Genomic DNA, 19,720 nt, shown 5'->3' on the forward strand with positions numbered 1-19,720 from the left:
AACAGTCACGTAGTGTCTTGTTCATCGACGCGGGGTGGAGCAGCTCGGTAGCTCGCTGGGCTCATAACCCAGAGGTCGCAGGTTCAAATCCTGTCCCCGCTACTGAAGGCCGAGGGCCGGAATCCAGGAATGGGTTCCGGCCCTCGGTCGTTGCGGCGTCCGCTCGGCCCGGGCGGCGAAGATCCGGTGGCGAAAAGGTCCGGACAACGAAAACGGGCAGCAAAAAAAGGGGGCTCTCGCCCCCTTGTGCCGCGTGTCACGCGATCGGTGTGCCGCTCGGGTCACGCGTCGGCGCAGTCCGGGCACAGCCCCCGGTAGGTCACCTCGACATCCGACACCGTGAAGCCGAAGCGCTCGGCGTCGGGGAGGTCGGCGAGCGGGTTGCCGGTGGGGTGGACGTCGCGGATCGCGCCGCAGCGGGCGCACACCAGGTGGTGGTGCGGCCGGTGCGCGTTCGGGTCGTACCGCTTGGCGCGCTTGTCCGTCGTGACTTCCAGCACCTCGCCGAGCGAGACCAGCTCGCCCAGGGTGTTGTAGACGGTCGCCCGGGAGATCTCGGGCAGCTTCGCGACGGCGCGCGCGTGGACCTCGTCGGCGGTCAGATGGACGTGCTCGCCGTTCAGGACCTCGGCCACCACGCGCCGCTGCGCGGTCATCCGCCATCCGCGTCCACGCAGCCGTTCCAGAAGGTCGCTCATGACCACCAGCCTAACAGGAAGGATCCCCAGATCGGGAATAGGTGTGACTTTGGATCATCACTTGACTTAGACAAAGTCCATTGTAGGATCGGGAACGGCTTTGGCCACAGGACAGGACAAGTCAGTGATGACGCAGGAGGCGCACGTGACGCAGGGACCGCTCACCACGGAGGCCGGGGCTCCGGTCGCCGACAACCAGAACAGCGAGACGGCGGGCGTCGGCGGGCCGGTCCTCGTCCAGGACCAGCTGCTCCTGGAGAAGCTGGCCCACTTCAACCGGGAGCGGATCCCGGAGCGGGTCGTGCACGCCCGCGGCGCCGGCGCCTACGGCACCTTCACGGTGACCGCGGACGTCACCCCGTACACGCGTGCCGCCTTCCTCTCCGAGGTCGGCAAGCAGACCGAGGTCTTCCTGCGGTTCTCGACCGTGGCCGGCAACCTCGGCGCGGCGGACGCCGTGCGTGACCCGCGGGGCTTCGCGGTGAAGTTCTACACCGAGGAGGGCAACTACGACCTCGTCGGCAACAACACCCCGGTCTTCTTCATCCGGGACGCGATCAAGTTCCCGGACTTCATCCACACCCAGAAGCGCGACCCGTACACCGGCAGCCAGGAAGCCGACAACGTGTGGGACTTCTGGTCGCTGTCGCCGGAGTCCACGCACCAGGTGACCTGGCTGTTCGGCGACCGCGGCATCCCGGCGTCGTACCGGCACATGGACGGCTTCGGCTCGCACACCTTCCAGTGGAACAACGAGGCCGGCGAGGTCTTCTGGGTCAAGTACCACTTCAAGACCGACCAGGGGATCAAGAACCTCACCGCCGAGGAGGCGGAGATCCTCGCGGGCAAGGACCCCGACTCCCACCAGCGCGACCTGCGCGAGGCGATCGAGCGCGGTCAGTTCCCGAGCTGGACCGTGGGCGTGCAGATCATGCCGGCGGCCGACGCGGCCACCTACCGCTTCAACCCGTTCGACCTGACCAAGGTGTGGCCGCACGCGGACTACCCGGTCATCGAGATCGGCAAGCTGGAGCTGAACCGCAACCCGCGCAACATCTTCGCCGAGGTCGAGCAGTCGATCTTCTCCCCGGCGCACTTCGTGCCCGGCATCGGCCCCTCGCCCGACAAGATGCTCCAGGGCCGGCTGTTCGCCTACGGCGACGCGCACCGCTACCGCGTCGGGATCAACGCCGACCACCTGCCGGTCAACCGCCCGCACGCCACCGAGGCGCGCACCAACTCCCGTGACGGCTACCTCTACGACGGCCGGCACGGCGGGGAGAAGAACTACGAGCCGAACAGCTTCGGCGGCCCGCAGCAGACCGGCCGCGCGCTGTGGCAGCCGTTCGACGTCAGCGGCGGCACCGGCAACCACCCGACGCCGGTCCACGCCGAGGACAACGACTTCGTCCAGGCGGGCAACCTCTACCGGCTGATGACCGAGGCGGAGAAGGAGCGGCTGGTCGCCAACCTGGCCGGCTTCATCGCCAAGGTCACGCGCCAGGACATCGTCGAGCGCGCGATCGGCAACTTCCGCAACGCCGACGCCGACTTCGGCAAGCGGCTGGAGGCCGCGGTGCAGGAGCTGCGCGGCTGAGCCGGCCGCTCCCGCGGCTGGGCGGGCCGGACCCACGGTGCTCTGGGTCCGGCCCGTTCGCGCGTTCGGGACACGTGGGCGGGCCGCCGGGGCCGGAACCCGGCGGGCCGCCCGTTCGCGCGCTCAGGAGACGGGGGCGGGCCGCTGGGCCGGGATCCAGCGGCGGACGATGTCGCGGACCGAGACGATCCCGGCCACCTCGCCGTGGTCGAGCACGACCAGGTGCCGGAAGCCGCCGTGCGCCATGGCGCGGGCCGCCTCCTCCAGCGTCCAGGTCGGGGCGGCGAAGACGATGTCGGTGGTGGTGTGGGCGTGCAGGGGCTCGGCGTCCGGGTTCTGGCCGAGTCCGACGGATTCGAGGATGTCGCGTTCGGTGAGGATGCCGATGCCGCCGGCGTCCGGATCGAGGACCACGGCGGCGCCGACACGGCGGGACGACATCAGGGTGGCTGCCTGGCGGAGGGTGTGGGCGGGGCCGAGGGTGAGGATCACCGTGCTCATGGCGTCACGGACGAGCATGAAGGGGCCACCTCCTGGGAATCCCGCGAAAGCCCGGGATTCACTTGTTCACAAGTGGGGTGGGCCCAGGGTGACAGGCAAAGGAAGGGTCAACAAGAGGGCGCGCGCCGCTTGTCGACGGCGCGCGCGGGGCAGACCGGCGCTCAGCGGCGCGGGCCGAGATACCCCAGCAGCTCGTCGTGCAGCAGGCCGTTGGACGCCGCCGCGTCGCCGCTGTGCGGGCCCGGACGGCCGTCGAGGCCGGTGAAGGTGCCGCCCGCCTCGGTCACGATGATCGCGTTGGCGGCCATGTCCCACAGGGACAGCTCCGGTTCGGCGCAGATGTCCACGGCACCCTCCGCGACCATCATGTACGGCCAGAAGTCGCCGTACGCGCGCGTGCGCCACACCTGACGGGTGAGGTCCAGGAAGCCGTCCAGGCGGCCCCGCTCCTCCCAGCCGGAGAGCGAGGAGTACGCGAAGGAGGCGTCCGCGAGCCCGCCGACGCGGGAGACATGGATCGGGGTGCCGGCGGCCAGGTCGCGCCCGCTGAAGGCGCCGTGGCCCTTCGCCGCCCACCAGCGGCGGCCGAGGGCGGGGGCGGAGACGACGCCGACGACCGGCTGGTAGCCGTCCTCCGCCTCCTCCATCAGCGCGATGAGGGTGGCCCACACCGGGACGCCGCGGACGTAGTTCTTGGTGCCGTCGATCGGGTCGACCACCCAGCGGCGCGGTCCGGTGCCCTCGACGCCGTACTCCTCGCCGAGGACGGCGTCCCGGGGGCGGGCGCGCTGGAGATGGCCGCGGATCAGTTCTTCCGCCGCCTTGTCCGCTTCGCTCACCGGCGTCATGTCCGGCTTGGTCTCCACCTTCAGGTCGAGGGCCTGGAAGCGGGCCGTGGTGGCGGCGTCGGCCGCGTCCGCGAGGGCGTGGGCGAGGCGCAGGTCGTCGAGGTAGTCGGGCATGTGACGAACGGTATCCGCCGGGCTCGGCGCGGGGCCACAGGGGGCGGCGGGCGGCGGGGCGCGGTCGGGGCGGTGCGGCCGCCCCCGGCCCGTGGACCGGCGGTCACCACCCCCGTACTTCACCGCACGCCCCCCACACCCCCCGCGAACCCTTGACAGTGCATACAAGCCCGTCAAATCTGGGCGCTAAGTCACTGTGGCCCAGGGAGGCGCGGATGCCTGCTGCCCGGGAATCGTTGTTGGACGCCGCCTACGCGGCGCTCGCGCGCCGGCCGTGGCCCGCGGTGCGGATGGTCGACGTGGCCGCGCGGGCCGGGGTGTCCCGGCAGACCCTGTACAACGAGTTCGGCAGCAAGGACGGCCTGGCGCGGGCGCTGGTGCGGCGGGAGGCCGACGGCTACCTCGCCGGGGTCGAGCGGGCCCTCGCCGGGCCCGCCGAGGCCTGCGACCGGCTCACCGCGGCCGCCGAGTGGACGGCCGCCGCGGCCCGGGACAACGTGCTGGTGCGGGCCCTGCTCACCGGCTGCTGGACCGAGCGGCTGCCGAGCCCGCCGCTCACCGCCGCGCACTCCACCGCCACGGTCCCGGCGCAGCGCCGGGCGGACGGGCCGCTGCCGGCGCCCCGCGACTTCGTACGGATCGTCCGGGACCGCGCGGCGACCGCGCTGGCCGCTCCCGGCACCGCCCCGGCCGAACTGCTGCTCCCGTGCGAACTGGTCGTCCGCCTCGCCCTGTCCTGTGTGGCGGTCCCGCCCGGGGAGGGCGGCATCGCGGAGCTGGTGCGGGCCGTGCTCCCGCGCCACCTGACCGGACCGGCGCGGCCCTCTAGTGCGCCGACCCCGACAGCTGGAGCCCGATCACCCCGACGATGACCAGGCTGATGGAGACGATCTTCAAGGTGGACACCAGATCGCCGAGGAAGACCATGCCGTAGATCGCGGTGCCGGCCGCGCCGATCCCGGTCCACACGGCGTACGCCGGGCCGACGTCCAGCTTCCTCAGGGACAGCGTCAGCAGACCGAAGCTGCCCAGTGCGAACGACGCGAACGCGATCGTCGGCCACAGGCGGGTGAACCCGTGTGAGAGTTTCAGGCACACGGCGAAACCGGTCTCCAATATCCCGGCCACTATGACCAGCAGCCACGCCATGTGCTGTCCTCCCGTTGGATCCGGATCTCCGGCTCGGTGTGATTATGCACTCACCGCATTGATGCTCGGGCAAACAACGCGGGACTCAGTCGCCTTCCCGCCGCTCCCGCGTGGCCAGCAGCCGGCGCAGGGAGTACAGCCGAGCCGGGTCGGCGTGCCCGTCCGCCACCCACGCGTCCAGCGCGCAGTCCGGCTCGTCGTGGCTGCACGCGCGCGGGCAGCCCGCGGTGCCCGGTTCGAGGTCCGGGAAGGCGTGGATCACCCGGGAGGGATCGATGTGGGCGAGCCCGAAGGACCGCACGCCCGGGGTGTCGATCACCCAGCCGTCCGCACCGGCCAGCGGCAGCGCGAGCGCGGAGGTGGTGGTGTGCCGGCCCCGGCCCGTCACCGCGTTGACCAGTCCCGTCGTCCGCCGGCGCTCCTCCGGCACCAGCGCGTTGACCAGGGTCGTCTTGCCGACGCCGGAGTGCCCCACGAACGCCGTGATCTTGCCGTTCAGGTGGGTGCGCACCCGGTCCGCCGCGTCGCCGTTCTCCAGCTCCTCCCGGCTGGTGACGACGTAGGGGATGTCCAGGTCGCCGTACAGCTCCAGCAGCTTGTCCGGCGGGGCCAGGTCCGACTTGGTCAGCACCAGCAGCGGCTCCAGGCCGCCGTCGTAGGCCGCGACCAGACAGCGGTCGACGAGGCGGGGCCGGGGCTCGGGGTCGGCCAGGGCGGTGACGATGGCCAGCTGGTCGGCGTTGGCGACGACCACGCGCTCGTAGGGGTCGTCGTCGTCGGCCGTGCGCCGCAGCACCGACGAGCGCTCCTCGATGCGGACGATCCGGGCGAGGGTGTCCTTCTTGCCGGACAGGTCCCCGACCAGGGCCACCCGGTCGCCCACGACGGCCGCCTTGCGGCCCAGCTCGCGGGCCTTCATCGCCAGCACGGGCCGGTCGTCCACCAGGCAGGTCAGGCGGCCCCGGTCGACGGTGAGGACCATGCCCTCGGCGGCGTCCTCGTGCTTGGGCCGGATGTTGGTGCGCGGCCGGTTGCCCTTGCGGTTGGGGCGGCTGCGGATGTCGTCCTCGTCGGTGTGCTTGCCGTAGCGGCGCATGGCGTACGTCCCTACTGCCCGAGCATCCCGGTCCACAGCTCGGGGAAGTCCGGGAGGGTCTTCGCGGTCGTCGCCACGTTCTCGATCCGCACGCCCGGCACCGCCAGGCCGATGATCGCACCGGCGGTGGCCATGCGGTGGTCCTCGTAGGTGTGGAAGGTCCCGCCGTGCAGCGGGCGCGGGCGGATGTGCAGGCCGTCGGCGGTCTCCGTGACATCGCCGCCCAGCTCGTTGATCTCCTTGGTGAGCGCGGCCAGCCGGTCCGTCTCGTGCAGCCGCAGATGGGCCACGCCCCGCAGGGTGGACGGCGAGTCGGCGAGCGCGGCCACCGCCGCGATGCCCGGGGTCAGCTCGCCCACGTCACCCAGGTCCACGTCGATGCCGTGGATCGCCCCCGAGCCGGTGAACACCAGCCCGAACTCGGTGAGTTCGCAGGAACCGCCCATCTCGGTGAAGATCTCCCGCAGCCGGTCACCCGGCTGGGTGGTGCGGGCCGGCCAGTCCGGGATCAGCACCTTGCCGCCGGTCACCAGGGCCGCCGCCAGGAACGGCTGCGCGTTGGACAGGTCCGGCTCGATGGTCAGGTCCCGGCCGAGCAGCGCGCCCGGCGTCACCCGCCACACGTTGGGCTCGCCGCCCGACTCCGGGGTGTCCACCTGGGCCCCGACCGCGCGCAGCATGTCCACCGTCATCCGGATGTGCGGCATCGAGGGCAGGGTCGCGCCGGTGTGGCGGACCTCCACGCCCTGGTTGAAGCGCGGGCCGGACAGCAGCAGAGCCGAGACGAACTGGGAGGACGAGGAGGCGTCGACCGACACCGGGCCGCCGTCCAGGGCCCCGCCGCCGTGCACGGTCAGCGGCAGCGCGCCCCGGCCGTCGTCGTCGATCCGGGCGCCCAGCTGCCGCAGCGCGTCGATCACACCGTTCAGGGGGCGCTCGTACGACCGGGGGTCCCCGTCGAACCGGATCGGGCCGTCGGCCAGCGCGGCCACCGGCGGCAGGAACCGCATCACCGTGCCCGCGTTGCCGACGTCCACCGTGGCGGGGCCGCGCAGCCCCGTGGGCAGCACCCGCCAGGCCTCGCCGGTGCCGTCCGGACCGACCCCCTCCTCGATCTCCACGCCCATGGCCCGCAGCGCACCGGCCATCAGCAGGGTGTCGCGGGACCGCAGCGGGCGGCGCAGCCAGCCCGGCTCGGAGGCCAGGGCGGCGAGGACCAGGGCGCGGTTGGTGACCGACTTGGACCCCGGCACGTGGACCGTCGCGTCGACGGCTCCGCTCGCGTGCGGGGCGGGCCAGAGGGCGGTGGAGGAGCTGTTCGGGGCCATGGGGCCACTTTATAAGGAGGGCCCGGGGTCAACCTTCCAGCAGCCAGCGGCCGCCGCCGATGAGCGAGCACAGCGACACCGCGTGGAACAGCAGCAGCCACAGGCCCGCCGGTACGTGCGTCAGCCGGGACAGCTGGTCGGCGTCCGAGTCGCCCGCGCCGCCCCGGGACCGCCTGGCCTGGAGTTCGAACGCCGGCCGGACCCCGCCGAGCAGCAGGAACCACACCACCGCGTACCCGAACGCCGCCTGCACCTGCGGCGGCGCCAGCCAGGACACCAGCAGGAACGTGCCGCCGGCCAGGACCACGGTCAGCACGCCGTAGGCGTTGCGGATCATCACCAGCATCGCCAGCAGCAGCGCGGTCGCCGCCCACAGCAGCAGGGTGATCCGGTCGGCCGCGAGCAGCGCGGCCCCGCCGAGGCCCAGCAGGGAGGGGGCCGGATAGCCGGCGGCGGCGGTCAGGATCATGCCGGCCCCGTACGGCTTGCCCCGGCTCACGGTGAGGCCGCTGGTGTCGGAGTGCAGCCGGATGCCGGTGAGCTGCCGGCCGGTGAGCAGGGCGAGCAGTCCGTGGCCGCCCTCGTGCGCGATGGTGATCGCGTTGCGGGATATCCGCCACACCGGGTGCGGGACCACGACGGCCAGCGCGGCGGCGCACGTGGCCAGCACGACCCACAGGGCCGGGGCGGTCTGGGTGCCGGTGAGCCGGTCCCAGAGGTCGGGCAGCGCGGTGGCGGCGAGGCTGTCCATGTCCGGTGACGGCTCCCTGTTGTCGTGTCGGGTCTGGCAGTGTGGCACTTATGTGCGGACGGTATGCATCGAGTCGTGGGCCCGAGGATCTCGCAGGCGTCTTCGAGGTCGAGAAATGGGAGCCCGAGGAGACCCTGGAGCCGGACTACAACGTGGCGCCGACCAAGGAGGTCTACGCCGTCCTGGACCGCCCCTTGAAAGACGCGGAATCGCCGCGTCCGGTTCGCCAGCTGCGCAAGCTCACGTGGGGACTGGTCCCGTCCTGGGCCAAGAGCCCCGAGGGCGGCGCCCGGATGATCAACGCCCGCGCGGAGACCGTGCACGAGAAGCCCGCCTACCGCCGCGCCTTCGCCGCCCGCCGCTGCATCCTGCCCGCCGACGGCTACTACGAGTGGGTCACCGGCGAGCAGGAGCGCGAGCTGGAGGTCGAGGGGAAGAAGAAGCGGCCCCGCAAGCAGCCGTACTTCGTGCTGCCCGCCGACGGCTCGGTGTTCGCGATGGCCGGACTGTACGAGTTCTGGCGCGACCGGACCCTGCCCGACGACCACCCCCGCGCCTGGTGGGTCACCTGCTCGGTGATCACCACCGAGGCCGAGCGGACCCCGCTCGCCGTCGCCCCCGCCGAGGGCCCCCGCTCCCTCGCCGACATCCACCCCCGGATGCCGCTGATGCTCACCCCCGACCGCTGGGACGCCTGGCTCGACCCCGCCCGCACCGACCCCGACGCCCTGCGCGACCTGCTCGCCCCGCCCCCGCCCGGCCTGATGCGCGCCTACCCGGTCTCCACGGCCGTCAGCAACGTCCGCAACAACGGCCCGGAGCTGCTGAAGGAGCTGGAGGCACCGGAAGAGGGCACACTCTTCTGACGTGACGGATGTGACACACGTGACCGACGTGACCACCGAGACGGTCGCCACGGAGGCCGGGGACGCCCGGATCACCTGGCACCCGGCGAGCAAGGCGCGGCTGGTGCTGGCCGTGAGCCATGGCGCGGGCGGCGGCATCGAGGCCCGCGACCTCCAGGCGCTCGCCGGCGCGCTGCCCGCCCACGGCGTGACCGTCGCCCTCGTCGAGCAGCCCTGGCGGGTGGCCGGCAAGAAGGTCGCGCCCGCGCCGAAGACCCTGGACACCGGATGGCGCGGCGTGTGGCCCGCGCTCACCCGGCCCGGCCTGCCGGTGATCTCCGGCGGCCGCAGCGCGGGCGCCCGGGTCGCCTGCCGCACGGCGGCCGGACTGGGCGCGCACGCCGTGCTCGCCCTGAGCTTCCCGCTGCACCCGCCGGGCAAGCCGGAGAAGTCCCGCGCCGAGGAACTGCTGGGCGCCGGTGTGCCCACGCTGGTGGTGCAGGGCGGCAACGACCCCTTCGGGAAGCCGGCCGAGTTCCCCCCGGGCGATCACGGCCTGGTCGAGGTGCCCTGGGCCGATCACGGCCTCGCCGTGCCCAAGCGCGCGGAGATCACCGGGGAGAGGGCGCTGGAGATCGTCACCGAAGCGGTCCGGCAGTGGGTCGCGTCACTCGGGTGACCCCGGGAATGCCGGGCGGCGGCCCGCTGTTGAGAGCGTCAGAAGTGCCGAAGTCCCGGCACCGACGTCGTAGCACGAGAGGAAGTCCGCCGCATGGGTTCGACCATCTGCCCGAGCCGCCGCAGCGCCGCTGACCTGGACTGGTCCGTGCTGCACGCGGCCAAGACGGCCCCTATTCGAGCGGCGGCGGGTACCGGTCGTGTTCTATCCTCCGAAACGAGTGGGATCGGCTTCGGTCCCGCCCGGGATCTTGAGGAGGTGGGTCCGGTCACTGGGACCGACGCAGGGACCGACAACGGCCAGGCGGAGCTGCCCGAGGGCCAGGGCAACGGCGCGTCCGAGACGAGCGCGGAGCGCAGCGCGCGCTTCGAGCGGGACGCGCTCGAGTTCCTCGACCAGATGTACTCGGCCGCGCTGCGCATGACGCGCAACCCGGCCGACGCCGAGGATCTGGTGCAGGAGACCTACGCCAAGGCGTACGCGTCGTTCCACCAGTTCCGTGAGGGAACCAACCTCAAGGCGTGGCTGTACCGGATTCTCACCAACACCTTCATCAACTCGTACCGCAAGAAGCAGCGCGAACCCCAGCGCAGCGCGGCCGAGGAGATCGAGGACTGGCAGCTCGCGCGCGCCGAGTCGCACATGTCGACGGGGCTGCGCTCCGCCGAGTCGCAGGCGCTCGACCACCTGCCCGACTCGGACGTGAAGGAAGCCCTGCAGGCGATCCCCGAGGAGTTCCGCATCGCCGTCTATCTGGCGGATGTGGAGGGCTTTGCCTACAAGGAGATCGCCGACATCATGGGGACACCCATCGGTACGGTGATGTCCCGGCTGCACCGGGGCCGCCGTCAGCTGCGCGGCATGCTGGAGGACTACGCCCGTGAGCGCGGGCTGGTCCCGGCGGGCGCCGGAGAGTCGAACGAAGCGAAAGGCTCGGGCTCATGAGCTGCGGAGAGCCGCACGAGACGGACTGCAGTGAGGTCCTCGACCACCTGTACGAGTTCCTCGACAGCGAGATGCCGGACATCGATCGCGACAAGTTCCAGCACCACTTCGAGGAATGCTCCCCGTGCCTGGAGAAGTACGGGCTGGAGCAGGCAGTGAAGAAGCTGGTCAAGCGCTGCTGCGGGCATGACGACGTGCCGGCCGACCTGCGGGCCAAGGTCATGGGGCGGATCGAGCTGATCCGCTCCGGGCAGACCGTGCCGGAGCACGACGTGACCCGGGCGCCGACCGCGCCCCAGGAGACCTGACACGCCGGGCCAAATCACCCGTACGTGCTAATCCTCAGGTCATAAGCCCCACATCCCCCGATTGCCGCCCTAGGCTCCGAGCCCTGGACGGACACGGTCGGGGAGGGCGTGATGGACGCGGTACCGGCGAGGGCACGCGGCTATGTGACCGCCGTCGCCCTGCTGGCCGTCCCCTGCCTGTCCCGGCCGCCGGACACCCCCGGCTCCTGGCTGGCACCGACCCTGCTCGCCGCACTCTACGCGGCCTGTGAGCACGCCGTGCACCGGCGCTTCGGCGGCACCTTCTACCCGGTGCTGCTCGCCGGGGCGTTCCTGCTCCCGCCGTCGGCCGCCGCGCTCGTGCCGGTCCCGGCCGCCCTGCTCGGCCCGGTCGGCCACCGGCCCGCCCTGCCCCGCCGGGTCTGGCGGGCCGCGCGGCCCGCGCTCGCCGTATGGGCCGCCGCCCGGGTGCACGAGGCGCTCGGCGGACGGGACGCCGTCGCCGACGCCGACTTCCCGTACGCCCTGCTGCCCGCCGGCGCGGCCGTGCTCGCCTTCTGCCTGGTGCTCACCGCGCTCGACGGCGGCCTGCGCGCGGCGGCCGGACTGGTGCCGCCGTGCCGGACCTGGCGCGGCCTGCTGGCCCGCTCGCTCGCCCCCGTCGCGGTGCACGGACTCGCCGGCCTGATGATGGCCGTGCTGTGGCGCAGCCCCTACGGGCCGGTGTCCGCCCTGCTCGTGCTGCTGCCCATGTGCGTCTCCTGGTGGGTGTTCGCCCAGTACCACCGCGAGCGCGCCGCCCACCAGGCCACCATCCGCGCCCTCGTCCAGGCCGTCGACATCAAGGACGGCTACACCCGCGGCCACAGCGAACGCGTCGGCCAGGCCTCGGTGCTGATCGCCCGCGAACTGGGCCTGGACGACGACCGGGTGGAGGTGCTGCGCTTCGCGGGCATCCTGCACGACGTCGGCAAGCTGGGCGTGCCCACCCGGCTGCTGCGCAAGGACGGGCCGCTCACCCCCGAGGAACGGCGGATCATCGAACTGCATCCCGAGTACGGCCACGAGATGGTCCGCGGGATCTCCTTCCTCGGCGAGGCCCGCGCCGCCATCCTGCACCACCACGAACGGCTCGACGGCACCGGCTACCCCTACGGCCTGGCCGGCGACCGGATCCCCGAGTGCGCCCGGATCGTCGCCGTCGCGGACGCCTTCGACGCCATGACCTCCACCCGCTGCTACAGCCGGGCCCGCCCCGTCGAGGCCGCCGTCGCCGAGCTGGAGCGCTGCGCCGGGGCGCACTTCGACCCCCGCATGGTCCGCGCGCTGGTCCGCGCCCTGCGCCGCGAGGGCTGGCGCCCGGCGGTCACCGCCGACGAACCGGCGTACGGCACCGCGCCCGCCGAGCGGGCCCCGCGCACCGGGGCCCACCGATGACCGTGCTGCGGCTCATCCACACCGCCGCCGCCCTCGTCGCGGCCGGCTCCGTCGCCGAGACCCTGTGGACCGGCCTGGCCGACCGGGGCGACGCGCTCGCCTTCGGCCTGCTCATCACCGTCGGCGAGCTGACCCGGTGGAGCGACGACCGGGCCCGTCAGGCCGCGCCGCTCGGCGCCGCCGGCTCGCTGTCGTACGCCCTGCTGGGCGCCGTCGCCGGCCGGCCCAGCCAGCACGACGCCGCCCAGGTCGTCACCGTCGTGCTCGTCGCCGCGCTGCTCGGTGCCGTCCCGCACATCTGGTCCGGCCGCGCCCCCACCACCGACCACCTGGCCCGCCGCGTCCTTACTGTCGGCTTCGCCGCCCTGTGCTTCCAACCCCTGTACAACAAGGGCGTCTTCACCGCCTTGGACGGCTCCGCCTACGCCCTGCTGCTGCTCACCCTGCTCGCCCTGACCTCCCTGTGCGGCACGGCCCTGGTCGCCGCGCTGGCCCACTGCCGCACCGGCCGGCCGTTCGGCCCGCTGCTGCGCGAGGAGGTGCGCGGGCTGCTCGGCATCGGCTCCGCCGTCGTCGCGACCGGCGCGGTGATGGCGCTCGCGGTCGCCGTCGCCGGGCTGTGGGCGCTGCCCGTGTTCTGCCTGCCCCTGCTGCTCGTCCAGCTGTCCGTGCGCCGGTACGCGGCGGTCCGCGCCACCTACCGGCAGACCATCGCCTCCCTGGCCCGCGCCACCGAGATCGCCGGGTGCACCCCCGCCGGACACGCCCGCCGGGTGGCCGCGCTCAGCGTCGCCGTCGGCCGGGACCTCAGGCTGACCGGCCCGGAACTGACCGTGCTGGAGTACGCGGCCCTGATGCACGACATCGGACAGCTCAGCCTGGTCGACCCGGTCCCGGCCGGCGCCACCGCCGCCCTGCCCGTGGCGGAGCAGCGGCGCATCGCCCTGCTAGGCGGGGCCGTCGTCCGGCAGACCGGGGTCGACCCGGCCGTCGCCGTCGTCGTCGAGCGGCAGGCCGACCCCTACCCCGAGCAGCCGCTCGCCGCCCGTATCGTCCGGGCCGTCAACGCCTACGAGGAGAAGAGCCGGGACGCCGGCCCCCGGGGCGCCCGGCGCGCGCTGGAGGAACTGCGGCTCGGCACCGCGGGGGACTACGCCCCCGAGGTGGTGGAGTCGCTCGCCCGGGTGCTGGCCCAGCCCCAGACGGCGCGCGAACGCGTGCCGGTGAGGCGGCCGGGATGGTCTGATCCCGCGCCGGGCTGGGTAACCCATGGGTAATGAGCGCCTTTCCCGCCGTACGTGGTTGGATGCGAGGGAGAGGGTGTCCGGGGGCACAAGCCAGCCCACTGTGCGGAACTGGAACTGGCAGGCGGGAATCGTGAGGATCTTCGGCAAGGGACGGCACCGGCCCTCCGCCTCCTGGCGGCAGGCCACCGACCGCGCGTTCACACTCATCGGCGACGGCCGGTACGAGGACGCCGGCGAACTGCTGACACGCGCCGCCGATCTCGAACCCTGGCTGTCGGAGTCCTGGTTCAACCTCGCGCTGCTGCACAAGTTCCGGCACGACTGGGAGCAGGCCCGCGCGGCCGGACTGCGCGCGGTCGCCCTGCTCGACAAGGACACCGGGGCGCCCGACTGGTGGAACGTCGGCATCGCCGCCACCGCCCTGCAGGACTGGCCGCTGGCCCGCCGCGCCTGGCAGGCGTACGGGCTGAAGGTGCCCGGGGGCTCGGCGGCCACCGCCGAGCCGCTCGGCATGGAGCTGGGCAGCGCGGCCGTACGGCTCTCCCCGGAGGGCGAGGCCGAGGTGGTCTGGGGCCGCCGGCTGGACCCGGCCCGGCTGGAGGTGCTGTCCATCCCGCTTCCCTCGTCCGGGCGACGCTGGGGCGAGGTCGTGCTGCACGACGGCGTCCCGCACGGCGAGCGCACCACCTCCACCGGGCACTCCTACCCGGTGTTCGACGAGATCGAGTTGTGGGCGCCGTCCCCCGTGCCGACCTGGGTGGTCCTGCTGGAGGCGGCCACCGAGGCCGACCGGGACGCGCTGGAGCAGCTGGCCGCCGACGCGGGGTTCGCCGCGGAGGACTGGTCGTCCTCGGTGCGGCTGCTGTGCCGGATGTGCAGCGAGTCCCGGATGCCCTCCGACGAGGGGGAGGGGGTGCACCTCGACCCGCACGACCACAGCGAGCCGGGGCATCCCGGGCCGCTGGGGCACCGGACGGACGGGCAGCTGTGGGTGCCCGAGCGGGAGTGCGGGGTGGCCGCGCCGGCCTCGCTGGTCCGGGGGCTGCTCGACGGCTGGGTCGCCGACAGCCCGGATTCGCGTGACTGGCGGGATCTCGAAGAGGTGTGCTGAGGACCGCGCCCGGCCCTGCGGTTCCCCGCGCCCCTCCGGGGAGCGTGCACGTAACCTGTACCAGCAACATCTCCCCCTGTTCTTTGAGGAAGGCGTACGTCGGTCATGGCGCAGCAGGACACCGATCAGCAGCACGCGGGCGTGCTCCCCGTCGACGACGAGGGCTATGTCGTCGACACGGAGAACTGCGAGGAGCGCGAGAATGCCTGGCGTGAGCGCGGCACCTCGCGGCCGATCACGGTCGTCGGCAACCCGGTCCTGCACAAGGAGTGCCAGGACGTCACCGAGTTCGGCGAGGAGCTCCAGCAGCTGGTCGCCGACATGTTCGCCAGCCAGCGCACCGCCGAGGGCGTGGGCCTGGCCGCCAACCAGATCGGTGTCGACCTGAAGGTCTTCGTCTACGACTGCCAGGACGACGAGGGCGTCCGGCACGTCGGCGTGGTGTGCAACCCGAAGCTGGTCGACCTGCCCGCCGAGCGGCGCCGGCTCGACGACAGCAACGAAGGCTGCCTGTCCGTTCCGACGGCGTACGCCTCGCTCGCGCGCCCCGACTACGCCGAGGTGACCGGCCAGGACGAGCGGGGCAACCCGATCAAGGTCCGGGGCACCGGGTACTTCGCGCGCTGCCTCCAGCACGAGACCGACCACCTCTACGGCTACCTGTACATCGACCGGCTCTCCAAGCGGGACCGCAAGGACGCGCTGCGGCAGATGGCCGAGAACGAGCCGCGCTACCCCGTGGTCGCCAACGACTGATCCGCACGGTCCGATGGGGCGCCCGGCCGGGAATCTCCCGGCCGGGCGCCTTCGTGTTGTCACTGTTCAGTCAGACAAGGGGGCTGTCACGCCACTTTGGGGTAGTGAGTGGAGCAAATCCGTTCCCACGGCGGTCACTTGTGGTGCTGAATGTAAGTACGGGGATACACAACGGCGCACGCCCGCACGAGGGGAGGGTGTGCGCTCCTGGCGGCTGAGAGGGGTTTGTTCTGTGCAAGCTTTCCCACGCAGCACCACGGCGACGGCGACAGCGGTCGTAGTCCCACCGTCACTGGCACTCCCGGTGATCGAGTCCTCCTTTCCACGGCAACTGCACCCGTATTGGCCAAAGCTCCAGGAGAAGACGCGGCTGTGGCTGCTGGAAAAGCGGCTGATGCCGGCGGACAAGGTCGCGGAATATGCCGATGGACTGTGCTACACCGATCTCATGGCGGGCTACTACCTGGGGGCCCCGGACGAGGTCCTCCAGGCCATAGCCGACTACAGCGCCTGGTTCTTCGTCTGGGACGACCGCCACGACCGCGACATCGTCCACGGCCGGGCCGCCGACTGGCAGCGGCTGCGGAACCGGCTGCACACGGCCCTGGACGCGCCCCGCTCCCATCTGCGCCACCCCGACCCCCTCGTGGCGGGCTTCGCCGAGAGCGTGCTGCGGCTGTACGGCTTTCTGCCGCACACCTGGAACCAGCGGTTCGCCCGGCACTTCCACGCCGTGATCGAGGCCTACGACCGGGAGTTCCACAACCGCGCCGAGGGCCGTATCCCCGCCGTCGGGGAATACCTCGCCCTGCGCCGCCTCACCTTCGCCCACTGGATATGGACGGATCTGCTGGAACCCAGCGCCGGATGTGAACTCCCGGACACTGTGAGGAGAAATCCCGCATACCGCAGGGCGGCGCTGCTCAGCCAGGAATTCGCCGCCTGGTACAACGACCTCTGCTCGCTGCCCAAGGAAATCGCGGGCGACGAGGTGCACAATCTCGGCATCAGTCTCATCACCCATGCCGGGCTCACCCTCGAAGAAGCGGTGGAGGAAATCAGACGGCGGGTCGAGGGATGCGTCAGCGAATTTCCCGAGGCGGAGCGCAACGCCCTCGCACTGGCCCGGCAGATCGACGACGGAACGGCACGCGGCCGGGAACTGAGCACCGCGGTCCGTACCTGCGTCGGCAATATGCGCAACTGGTTCAGCTCCGTCTACTGGTTCCACCACGAGTCCGGCCGGTACATGGTCGACAGCTGGGACGACCGCGCCACGCCCCCGTACGTCACGAACGAAGCGGCAGGTGAGAAATGACCGTAGAGTCGGTGCGGCCCCAGAGCCCCGCCACCCCCGGGACGTCCGAACTGCGCGAACCGCCCCTGGCCCAGGGCGCCCTGCCGGTCCTCGGGCACGGCCTGAGACTGGTCCGCGACCCGCTCGCCTTCATGTCCGCGCTGCGCGACCACGGCGACGTCGTACGCCTGAGGCTCGGCCCCAAGACGGTGTACGCCGTCACCACCCCGGAGCTGACCGGCGCGCTGGCCCTCAACCCGGACTTCACGATCGACGGCCCGCTGTGGGAGTCCCTGGAGGGACTGCTCGGCAAGGAGGGCGTGGCCACCGCGAACGGGCCCCGGCACCGCCGGCAGCGGCGCACCATCCAGCCCGCGTTCCGGCTCGACGCGCTACCGGGCTACGGTCCCGTCATGGAGGAGGAGGCGCACGCGCTGACCGAGCGCTGGCGGCCCGGCGAGACCATCGACTGCACCTCCGAGTCCTTCCGGGTCGCCGTCCGCATCGCCGCCCGCTGCCTGCTGCGCGGCGACTTCATGGACGAGCGCGCGGAACGGCTCAGCGTCGATCTCGCCACCGTCTTCCGGGGCATGTACCGCCGGATGGTGATCCCGCTCGGGCCGCTGTACCGGCTGCCGTTCCCGGCCAACCGCGAATTCAACCGGGCCCTGGCCGATCTGCATCTGCTGGTGGACGAGATCGTCGCCGAACGCAGGGCATCCGGGCAAAGGCCGGACGATTTGCTGACGGCATTGCTGGAGGCGAAGGACGACAATGGCGACCCCATCGGGGAACAGGAGATCCACGACCAGGTCGTGGCGATACTCACGCCCGGCAGCGAAACAGTGGCCTCCACCGTCATGTGGTTGCTCCAGGTCCTCGCCGAACACCCGGAACACGCGGAGAAGGTACGGACCGAGGTCGAATCCGTGACCGGTGGTCGACCGGTCGGATTCGAGCATGTCCGCTCGCTGACGCACACCAACAATGTCGTCGTCGAGGCCATGCGGCTCCGGCCGGCCGTGTGGATTCTGACGCGGCGCGCGGTGGCCGACACCGCACTCGGCGGCTATCGCCTTCCGGCCGGTGCGGACATCGTCTACAGCCCGTACGCGATCCAGCGCGACCACCGCTCCTACGACCGCCACCTCGACTTCGACCCCGACCGCTGGCTGCCCGAGCGGGCCAAGGACGTGCCGAAGTACGCCATGAGCCCGTTCAGCGTGGGCAACCGCAAGTGCCCCAGCGACCACTTCTCCATGACCCAGCTGAGCCTGATCACCGCGGCGGTCTCGGCGAAGTACCGCTTCGAACCGGCCGACGGTTCGGACGACAGCACCCGCGTGGGCATCACGCTCCGCCCGCACAATCTGCTGCTGCGCGCGAGGCCCTGGTAGGCCGCCGCTGCCGGCGCGCGCTCAGGCGGCCCGCGGGCCCCGGAACGCGCGCCGGTAGGCGTTCGGAGTGGTACCCAGCGCCCGCAGGAACTGATGGCGCAGCGCGGCCGCCGTACCGAACCCGGTGCGCCAGGCGATCGCGTCCATCGTCTCGTCCGTGCCCTCCAGCAACTCCTGTGCCAGCAACACGCGTTGCCGCAGAAGCCAGCGGTAGGGCGTGGTCCCCGTCTCCTGCCGGAAGCGCCGGGCGAAGGTGCGCGGCGCCATATGGGCGCGGGCGGCGAGCTGTTCGACGGTGACCTCCTGGTCGAGGTGGGTCTCCATCCACGCCAGCACCTCCCCGACCGTGTCGGCCGGGGCCTTCGGCAGCGGCCGCTCGATGAACTGCGCCTGTCCGCCGTCCCGGTGCGGCGGCACCACCATGCGGCGGGCCAGCTTGTTGGCCACCTCCGGGCCCTGCTCCTTGCGCACCAGGTGCAGACAGGCGTCGATCCCGGCGGCGGTGCCGGCGGAGGTGATCACCGGGTCCTCGTCCACGTACAGCACGTCCGGCTCGACCTGGAGCCGGGGGTAGCGCCGGGCGAGCTGCTCGGCGTGGTGCCAGTGCACCGCGCACCGCCGCCCGTCCAGCAGCCCCGCCGCGGCCAGGACGAACACCCCGGAGCAGACGCTGAGCACCCGGGTACCCCGGTCGACCGCCCGGCGCAGCGCCGCCAGCAGCTCCGGCGGGAACTCGCGCACGGTGAAGGCCTCGCCCGCCGGCACGGCGATCAGATCGGCCTCCTCGAGCCGCTCCAGGCCATGCGGCGTGGACACCGTGAACCCGCAGTGGGTGGCCAGGCCGGGCCCCTCCGCCGACACCACGGCGAAGTCGTACACCGGGAGCCCGTCATCGCTGCGGTCCATGCCGAACACCTCGCAGACGACGCCCAGTTCGAAGGGATGCACACCATCCAGCAGCACGGCCGCCACGTTCTTCAGCATGCTGCCAGTGTGCCTCGGCGGTGGCAGTAATTCGAGGGTCCCCGGCAGTCCTGCCCCTCCCGGTCAGGAGTGTCCGGCGCGACAGTGGTGTCCATGAACGAGAACCAGATCGAAGGCCTCATCGGAATCGGACTGACCCTCGGGATCCTGGTCCTCCTGGCCCTCCCCTCCATGCTCGGGCACCTGCGCGACAGGCGCATCGACCGGCAGATCAGGGAGGCCCAGGAGGCCCGGGACGGCAGGAGGGATCAGAAGTCCTCGTCCAGGTCGACCGTGCCCTCGACGGCGACCTGGTAGGCGGAGGGGCGGCGCTCGAAGAAGTTCGTCAGTTCCTGAACGCCCTGGAGTTCCATGAAGGAGAAGGGGTTTTCGGAGCCGTACACCGGGGCGAAGCCGAGGCGGGTGAGGCGCTGGTCGGCGACGCATTCGAGGTATTGGCGCATGGAGTCGGTGTTCATGCCCGGGAGGCCGTCGCCGCACAGGTCGCGGGCGAATTGCAGCTCGGCTTCGACGGCTTCCTTGAGCATGTCGGTGACCTGTTGCTGGAGTTGGTCGTCGAAGAGGTCGGGTTCTTCCTTGCGGACGGTGTCGACGACGTCGAAGGCGAAGCTCATGTGCATGGTCTCGTCGCGGAAGACCCAGTTGGTGCCGGT

General features: G+C 72.0%; 22 protein-coding genes and 1 tRNA gene. 14 read left to right on the forward strand and 9 right to left on the reverse strand.

Annotated features, from left to right (window positions below; genetic code table 11):
- The first annotated feature begins 28 nt into the window (after positions 1 to 28).
- A tRNA-Met gene (locus IE251_RS02735) sits at positions 29 to 102 on the forward strand.
- A 179-nt stretch (positions 103 to 281) separates the two neighbouring features.
- Here the strand turns inward: IE251_RS02735 and IE251_RS02740 are convergent.
- Positions 282 to 698: a Fur family transcriptional regulator gene (locus tag IE251_RS02740; RefSeq protein WP_189751258.1), complete on the reverse strand. Its 417-nt coding sequence runs from the start codon at positions 696 to 698 to the stop codon at positions 282 to 284.
- A gap of 145 nt (positions 699 to 843) precedes the next feature.
- Here IE251_RS02740 and IE251_RS02745 point away from each other — a divergent pair, with 145 nt between their 5' ends.
- On the forward strand, positions 844 to 2,295 hold the full coding sequence (locus tag IE251_RS02745) for a catalase (RefSeq protein ID WP_229896544.1): 1,452 nt from the start codon (positions 844 to 846) through the stop codon (positions 2,293 to 2,295).
- A 123-nt stretch (positions 2,296 to 2,418) separates the two neighbouring features.
- Here IE251_RS02745 and IE251_RS02750 read toward each other — a convergent pair whose 3' ends face one another.
- Together IE251_RS02750 and hisN are read right to left on the reverse strand one after the other, a co-directional pair.
- Entirely contained in the window at positions 2,419 to 2,814 is a 396-nt protein-coding gene (locus tag IE251_RS02750) for a CBS domain-containing protein (protein ID WP_189751260.1), read from the reverse strand.
- A 143-nt stretch (positions 2,815 to 2,957) separates the two neighbouring features.
- Positions 2,958 to 3,758, reverse strand: coding sequence for a histidinol-phosphatase (gene hisN, locus IE251_RS02755; RefSeq protein WP_189751261.1), 801 nt, complete (start codon positions 3,756 to 3,758; stop codon positions 2,958 to 2,960).
- Between the two features lie 215 nt (positions 3,759 to 3,973).
- Here hisN and IE251_RS02760 point away from each other — a divergent pair, with 215 nt between their 5' ends.
- Positions 3,974 to 4,630, forward strand: a complete 657-nt coding sequence (locus tag IE251_RS02760; RefSeq protein ID WP_189751262.1) for a TetR/AcrR family transcriptional regulator — start codon at positions 3,974 to 3,976, stop codon at positions 4,628 to 4,630.
- Here IE251_RS02760 and IE251_RS02765 read toward each other — a convergent pair.
- The 4 genes from IE251_RS02765 to IE251_RS02780 form a co-directional block, all read right to left on the reverse strand.
- Entirely contained in the window at positions 4,584 to 4,907 is a 324-nt protein-coding gene (locus IE251_RS02765; protein WP_014674883.1) for a DMT family transporter, read from the reverse strand. The genes IE251_RS02760 and IE251_RS02765 overlap by 47 nt on opposite strands.
- A gap of 85 nt (positions 4,908 to 4,992) precedes the next feature.
- Positions 4,993 to 6,003, reverse strand: coding sequence for a ribosome small subunit-dependent GTPase A (gene rsgA, locus IE251_RS02770; protein ID WP_189751263.1), 1,011 nt, complete (start codon positions 6,001 to 6,003; stop codon positions 4,993 to 4,995).
- 11 nt (positions 6,004 to 6,014) lie between these two features.
- On the reverse strand, positions 6,015 to 7,331 hold the full coding sequence (aroA, locus tag IE251_RS02775) for a 3-phosphoshikimate 1-carboxyvinyltransferase (RefSeq protein ID WP_189751264.1): 1,317 nt from the start codon (positions 7,329 to 7,331) through the stop codon (positions 6,015 to 6,017).
- 28 nt (positions 7,332 to 7,359) lie between these two features.
- Positions 7,360 to 8,082 carry a M50 family metallopeptidase gene (locus IE251_RS02780; protein WP_189751265.1) on the reverse strand — a complete coding sequence of 241 codons (723 nt, stop codon included), beginning with the start codon at positions 8,080 to 8,082 and terminating at the stop codon, positions 7,360 to 7,362.
- 50 nt (positions 8,083 to 8,132) lie between these two features.
- Here IE251_RS02780 and IE251_RS02785 point away from each other — a divergent pair, with 50 nt between their 5' ends.
- The 10 genes from IE251_RS02785 (at position 8,133) to IE251_RS02830 (ending at position 18,083) form a co-directional block, all read left to right on the forward strand.
- Complete coding sequence (locus IE251_RS02785) at positions 8,133 to 8,948, forward strand: SOS response-associated peptidase (protein WP_189751266.1); 816 nt, start codon at positions 8,133 to 8,135, stop codon at positions 8,946 to 8,948.
- Between the two features lie 10 nt (positions 8,949 to 8,958).
- Positions 8,959 to 9,606: an alpha/beta hydrolase family protein gene (locus tag IE251_RS02790; protein ID WP_229896556.1), complete on the forward strand. Its 648-nt coding sequence runs from the start codon at positions 8,959 to 8,961 to the stop codon at positions 9,604 to 9,606.
- A gap of 258 nt (positions 9,607 to 9,864) precedes the next feature.
- Entirely contained in the window at positions 9,865 to 10,551 is a 687-nt protein-coding gene (gene sigR / locus IE251_RS02795) for an RNA polymerase sigma factor SigR (protein WP_189751267.1), read from the forward strand.
- Positions 10,548 to 10,859 carry a mycothiol system anti-sigma-R factor gene (rsrA, locus tag IE251_RS02800; RefSeq protein ID WP_030609759.1) on the forward strand — a complete coding sequence of 104 codons (312 nt, stop codon included), beginning with the start codon at positions 10,548 to 10,550 and terminating at the stop codon, positions 10,857 to 10,859. Before sigR ends, rsrA begins: the two co-directional genes overlap by 4 nt.
- 111 nt (positions 10,860 to 10,970) lie before the next feature.
- Positions 10,971 to 12,275 carry an HD-GYP domain-containing protein gene (locus IE251_RS02805; protein WP_189751268.1) on the forward strand — a complete coding sequence of 435 codons (1,305 nt, stop codon included), beginning with the start codon at positions 10,971 to 10,973 and terminating at the stop codon, positions 12,273 to 12,275.
- Positions 12,272 to 13,552: an HD-GYP domain-containing protein gene (locus IE251_RS02810; protein WP_189751269.1), complete on the forward strand. Its 1,281-nt coding sequence runs from the start codon at positions 12,272 to 12,274 to the stop codon at positions 13,550 to 13,552. The genes IE251_RS02805 and IE251_RS02810 overlap by 4 nt, the downstream gene beginning before the upstream one ends.
- Before the next feature lie 100 nt (positions 13,553 to 13,652).
- Complete coding sequence (locus tag IE251_RS02815; RefSeq protein ID WP_030787759.1) at positions 13,653 to 14,633, forward strand: hypothetical protein; 981 nt, start codon at positions 13,653 to 13,655, stop codon at positions 14,631 to 14,633.
- A gap of 105 nt (positions 14,634 to 14,738) precedes the next feature.
- The gene (def, locus tag IE251_RS02820; RefSeq protein ID WP_189751270.1) at positions 14,739 to 15,389 is read left to right on the forward strand and encodes a peptide deformylase; all 651 of its coding nucleotides are present in this window, start codon (positions 14,739 to 14,741) and stop codon (positions 15,387 to 15,389) included.
- Between the two features lie 232 nt (positions 15,390 to 15,621).
- Positions 15,622 to 16,707, forward strand: coding sequence for an epi-isozizaene synthase (gene cyc1 / locus IE251_RS02825; RefSeq protein WP_189751271.1), 1,086 nt, complete (start codon positions 15,622 to 15,624; stop codon positions 16,705 to 16,707).
- The gene (locus tag IE251_RS02830) at positions 16,704 to 18,083 is read left to right on the forward strand and encodes a bifunctional albaflavenone monooxygenase/terpene synthase (RefSeq protein WP_189751272.1); all 1,380 of its coding nucleotides are present in this window, start codon (positions 16,704 to 16,706) and stop codon (positions 18,081 to 18,083) included. Before cyc1 ends, IE251_RS02830 begins: the two co-directional genes overlap by 4 nt.
- Positions 18,084 to 18,104: 21 nt before the next feature.
- Here the strand turns inward: IE251_RS02830 and IE251_RS02835 are convergent, their stop codons facing one another.
- On the reverse strand, positions 18,105 to 19,067 hold the full coding sequence (locus IE251_RS02835; RefSeq protein WP_189751273.1) for a GlxA family transcriptional regulator: 963 nt from the start codon (positions 19,065 to 19,067) through the stop codon (positions 18,105 to 18,107).
- Positions 19,068 to 19,160: 93 nt separating this feature from the next.
- Here IE251_RS02835 and IE251_RS02840 point away from each other — a divergent pair, with 93 nt between their 5' ends.
- Positions 19,161 to 19,364: a hypothetical protein gene (locus IE251_RS02840; RefSeq protein WP_189751274.1), complete on the forward strand. Its 204-nt coding sequence runs from the start codon at positions 19,161 to 19,163 to the stop codon at positions 19,362 to 19,364.
- On the opposite strand, the gene IE251_RS02845 is transcribed toward IE251_RS02840, so the two are convergent.
- The coding region (locus IE251_RS02845; protein WP_189751275.1) for a ribonucleotide-diphosphate reductase subunit beta at positions 19,316 to 19,720 on the reverse strand (405 nt) is incomplete at its 5' end. The genes IE251_RS02840 and IE251_RS02845 overlap by 49 nt on opposite strands.

The sequence above is a fragment of the Streptomyces eurythermus genome (genome assembly GCF_014649115.1).
GTDB lineage: Bacteria > Actinomycetota > Actinomycetes > Streptomycetales > Streptomycetaceae > Streptomyces > Streptomyces eurythermus.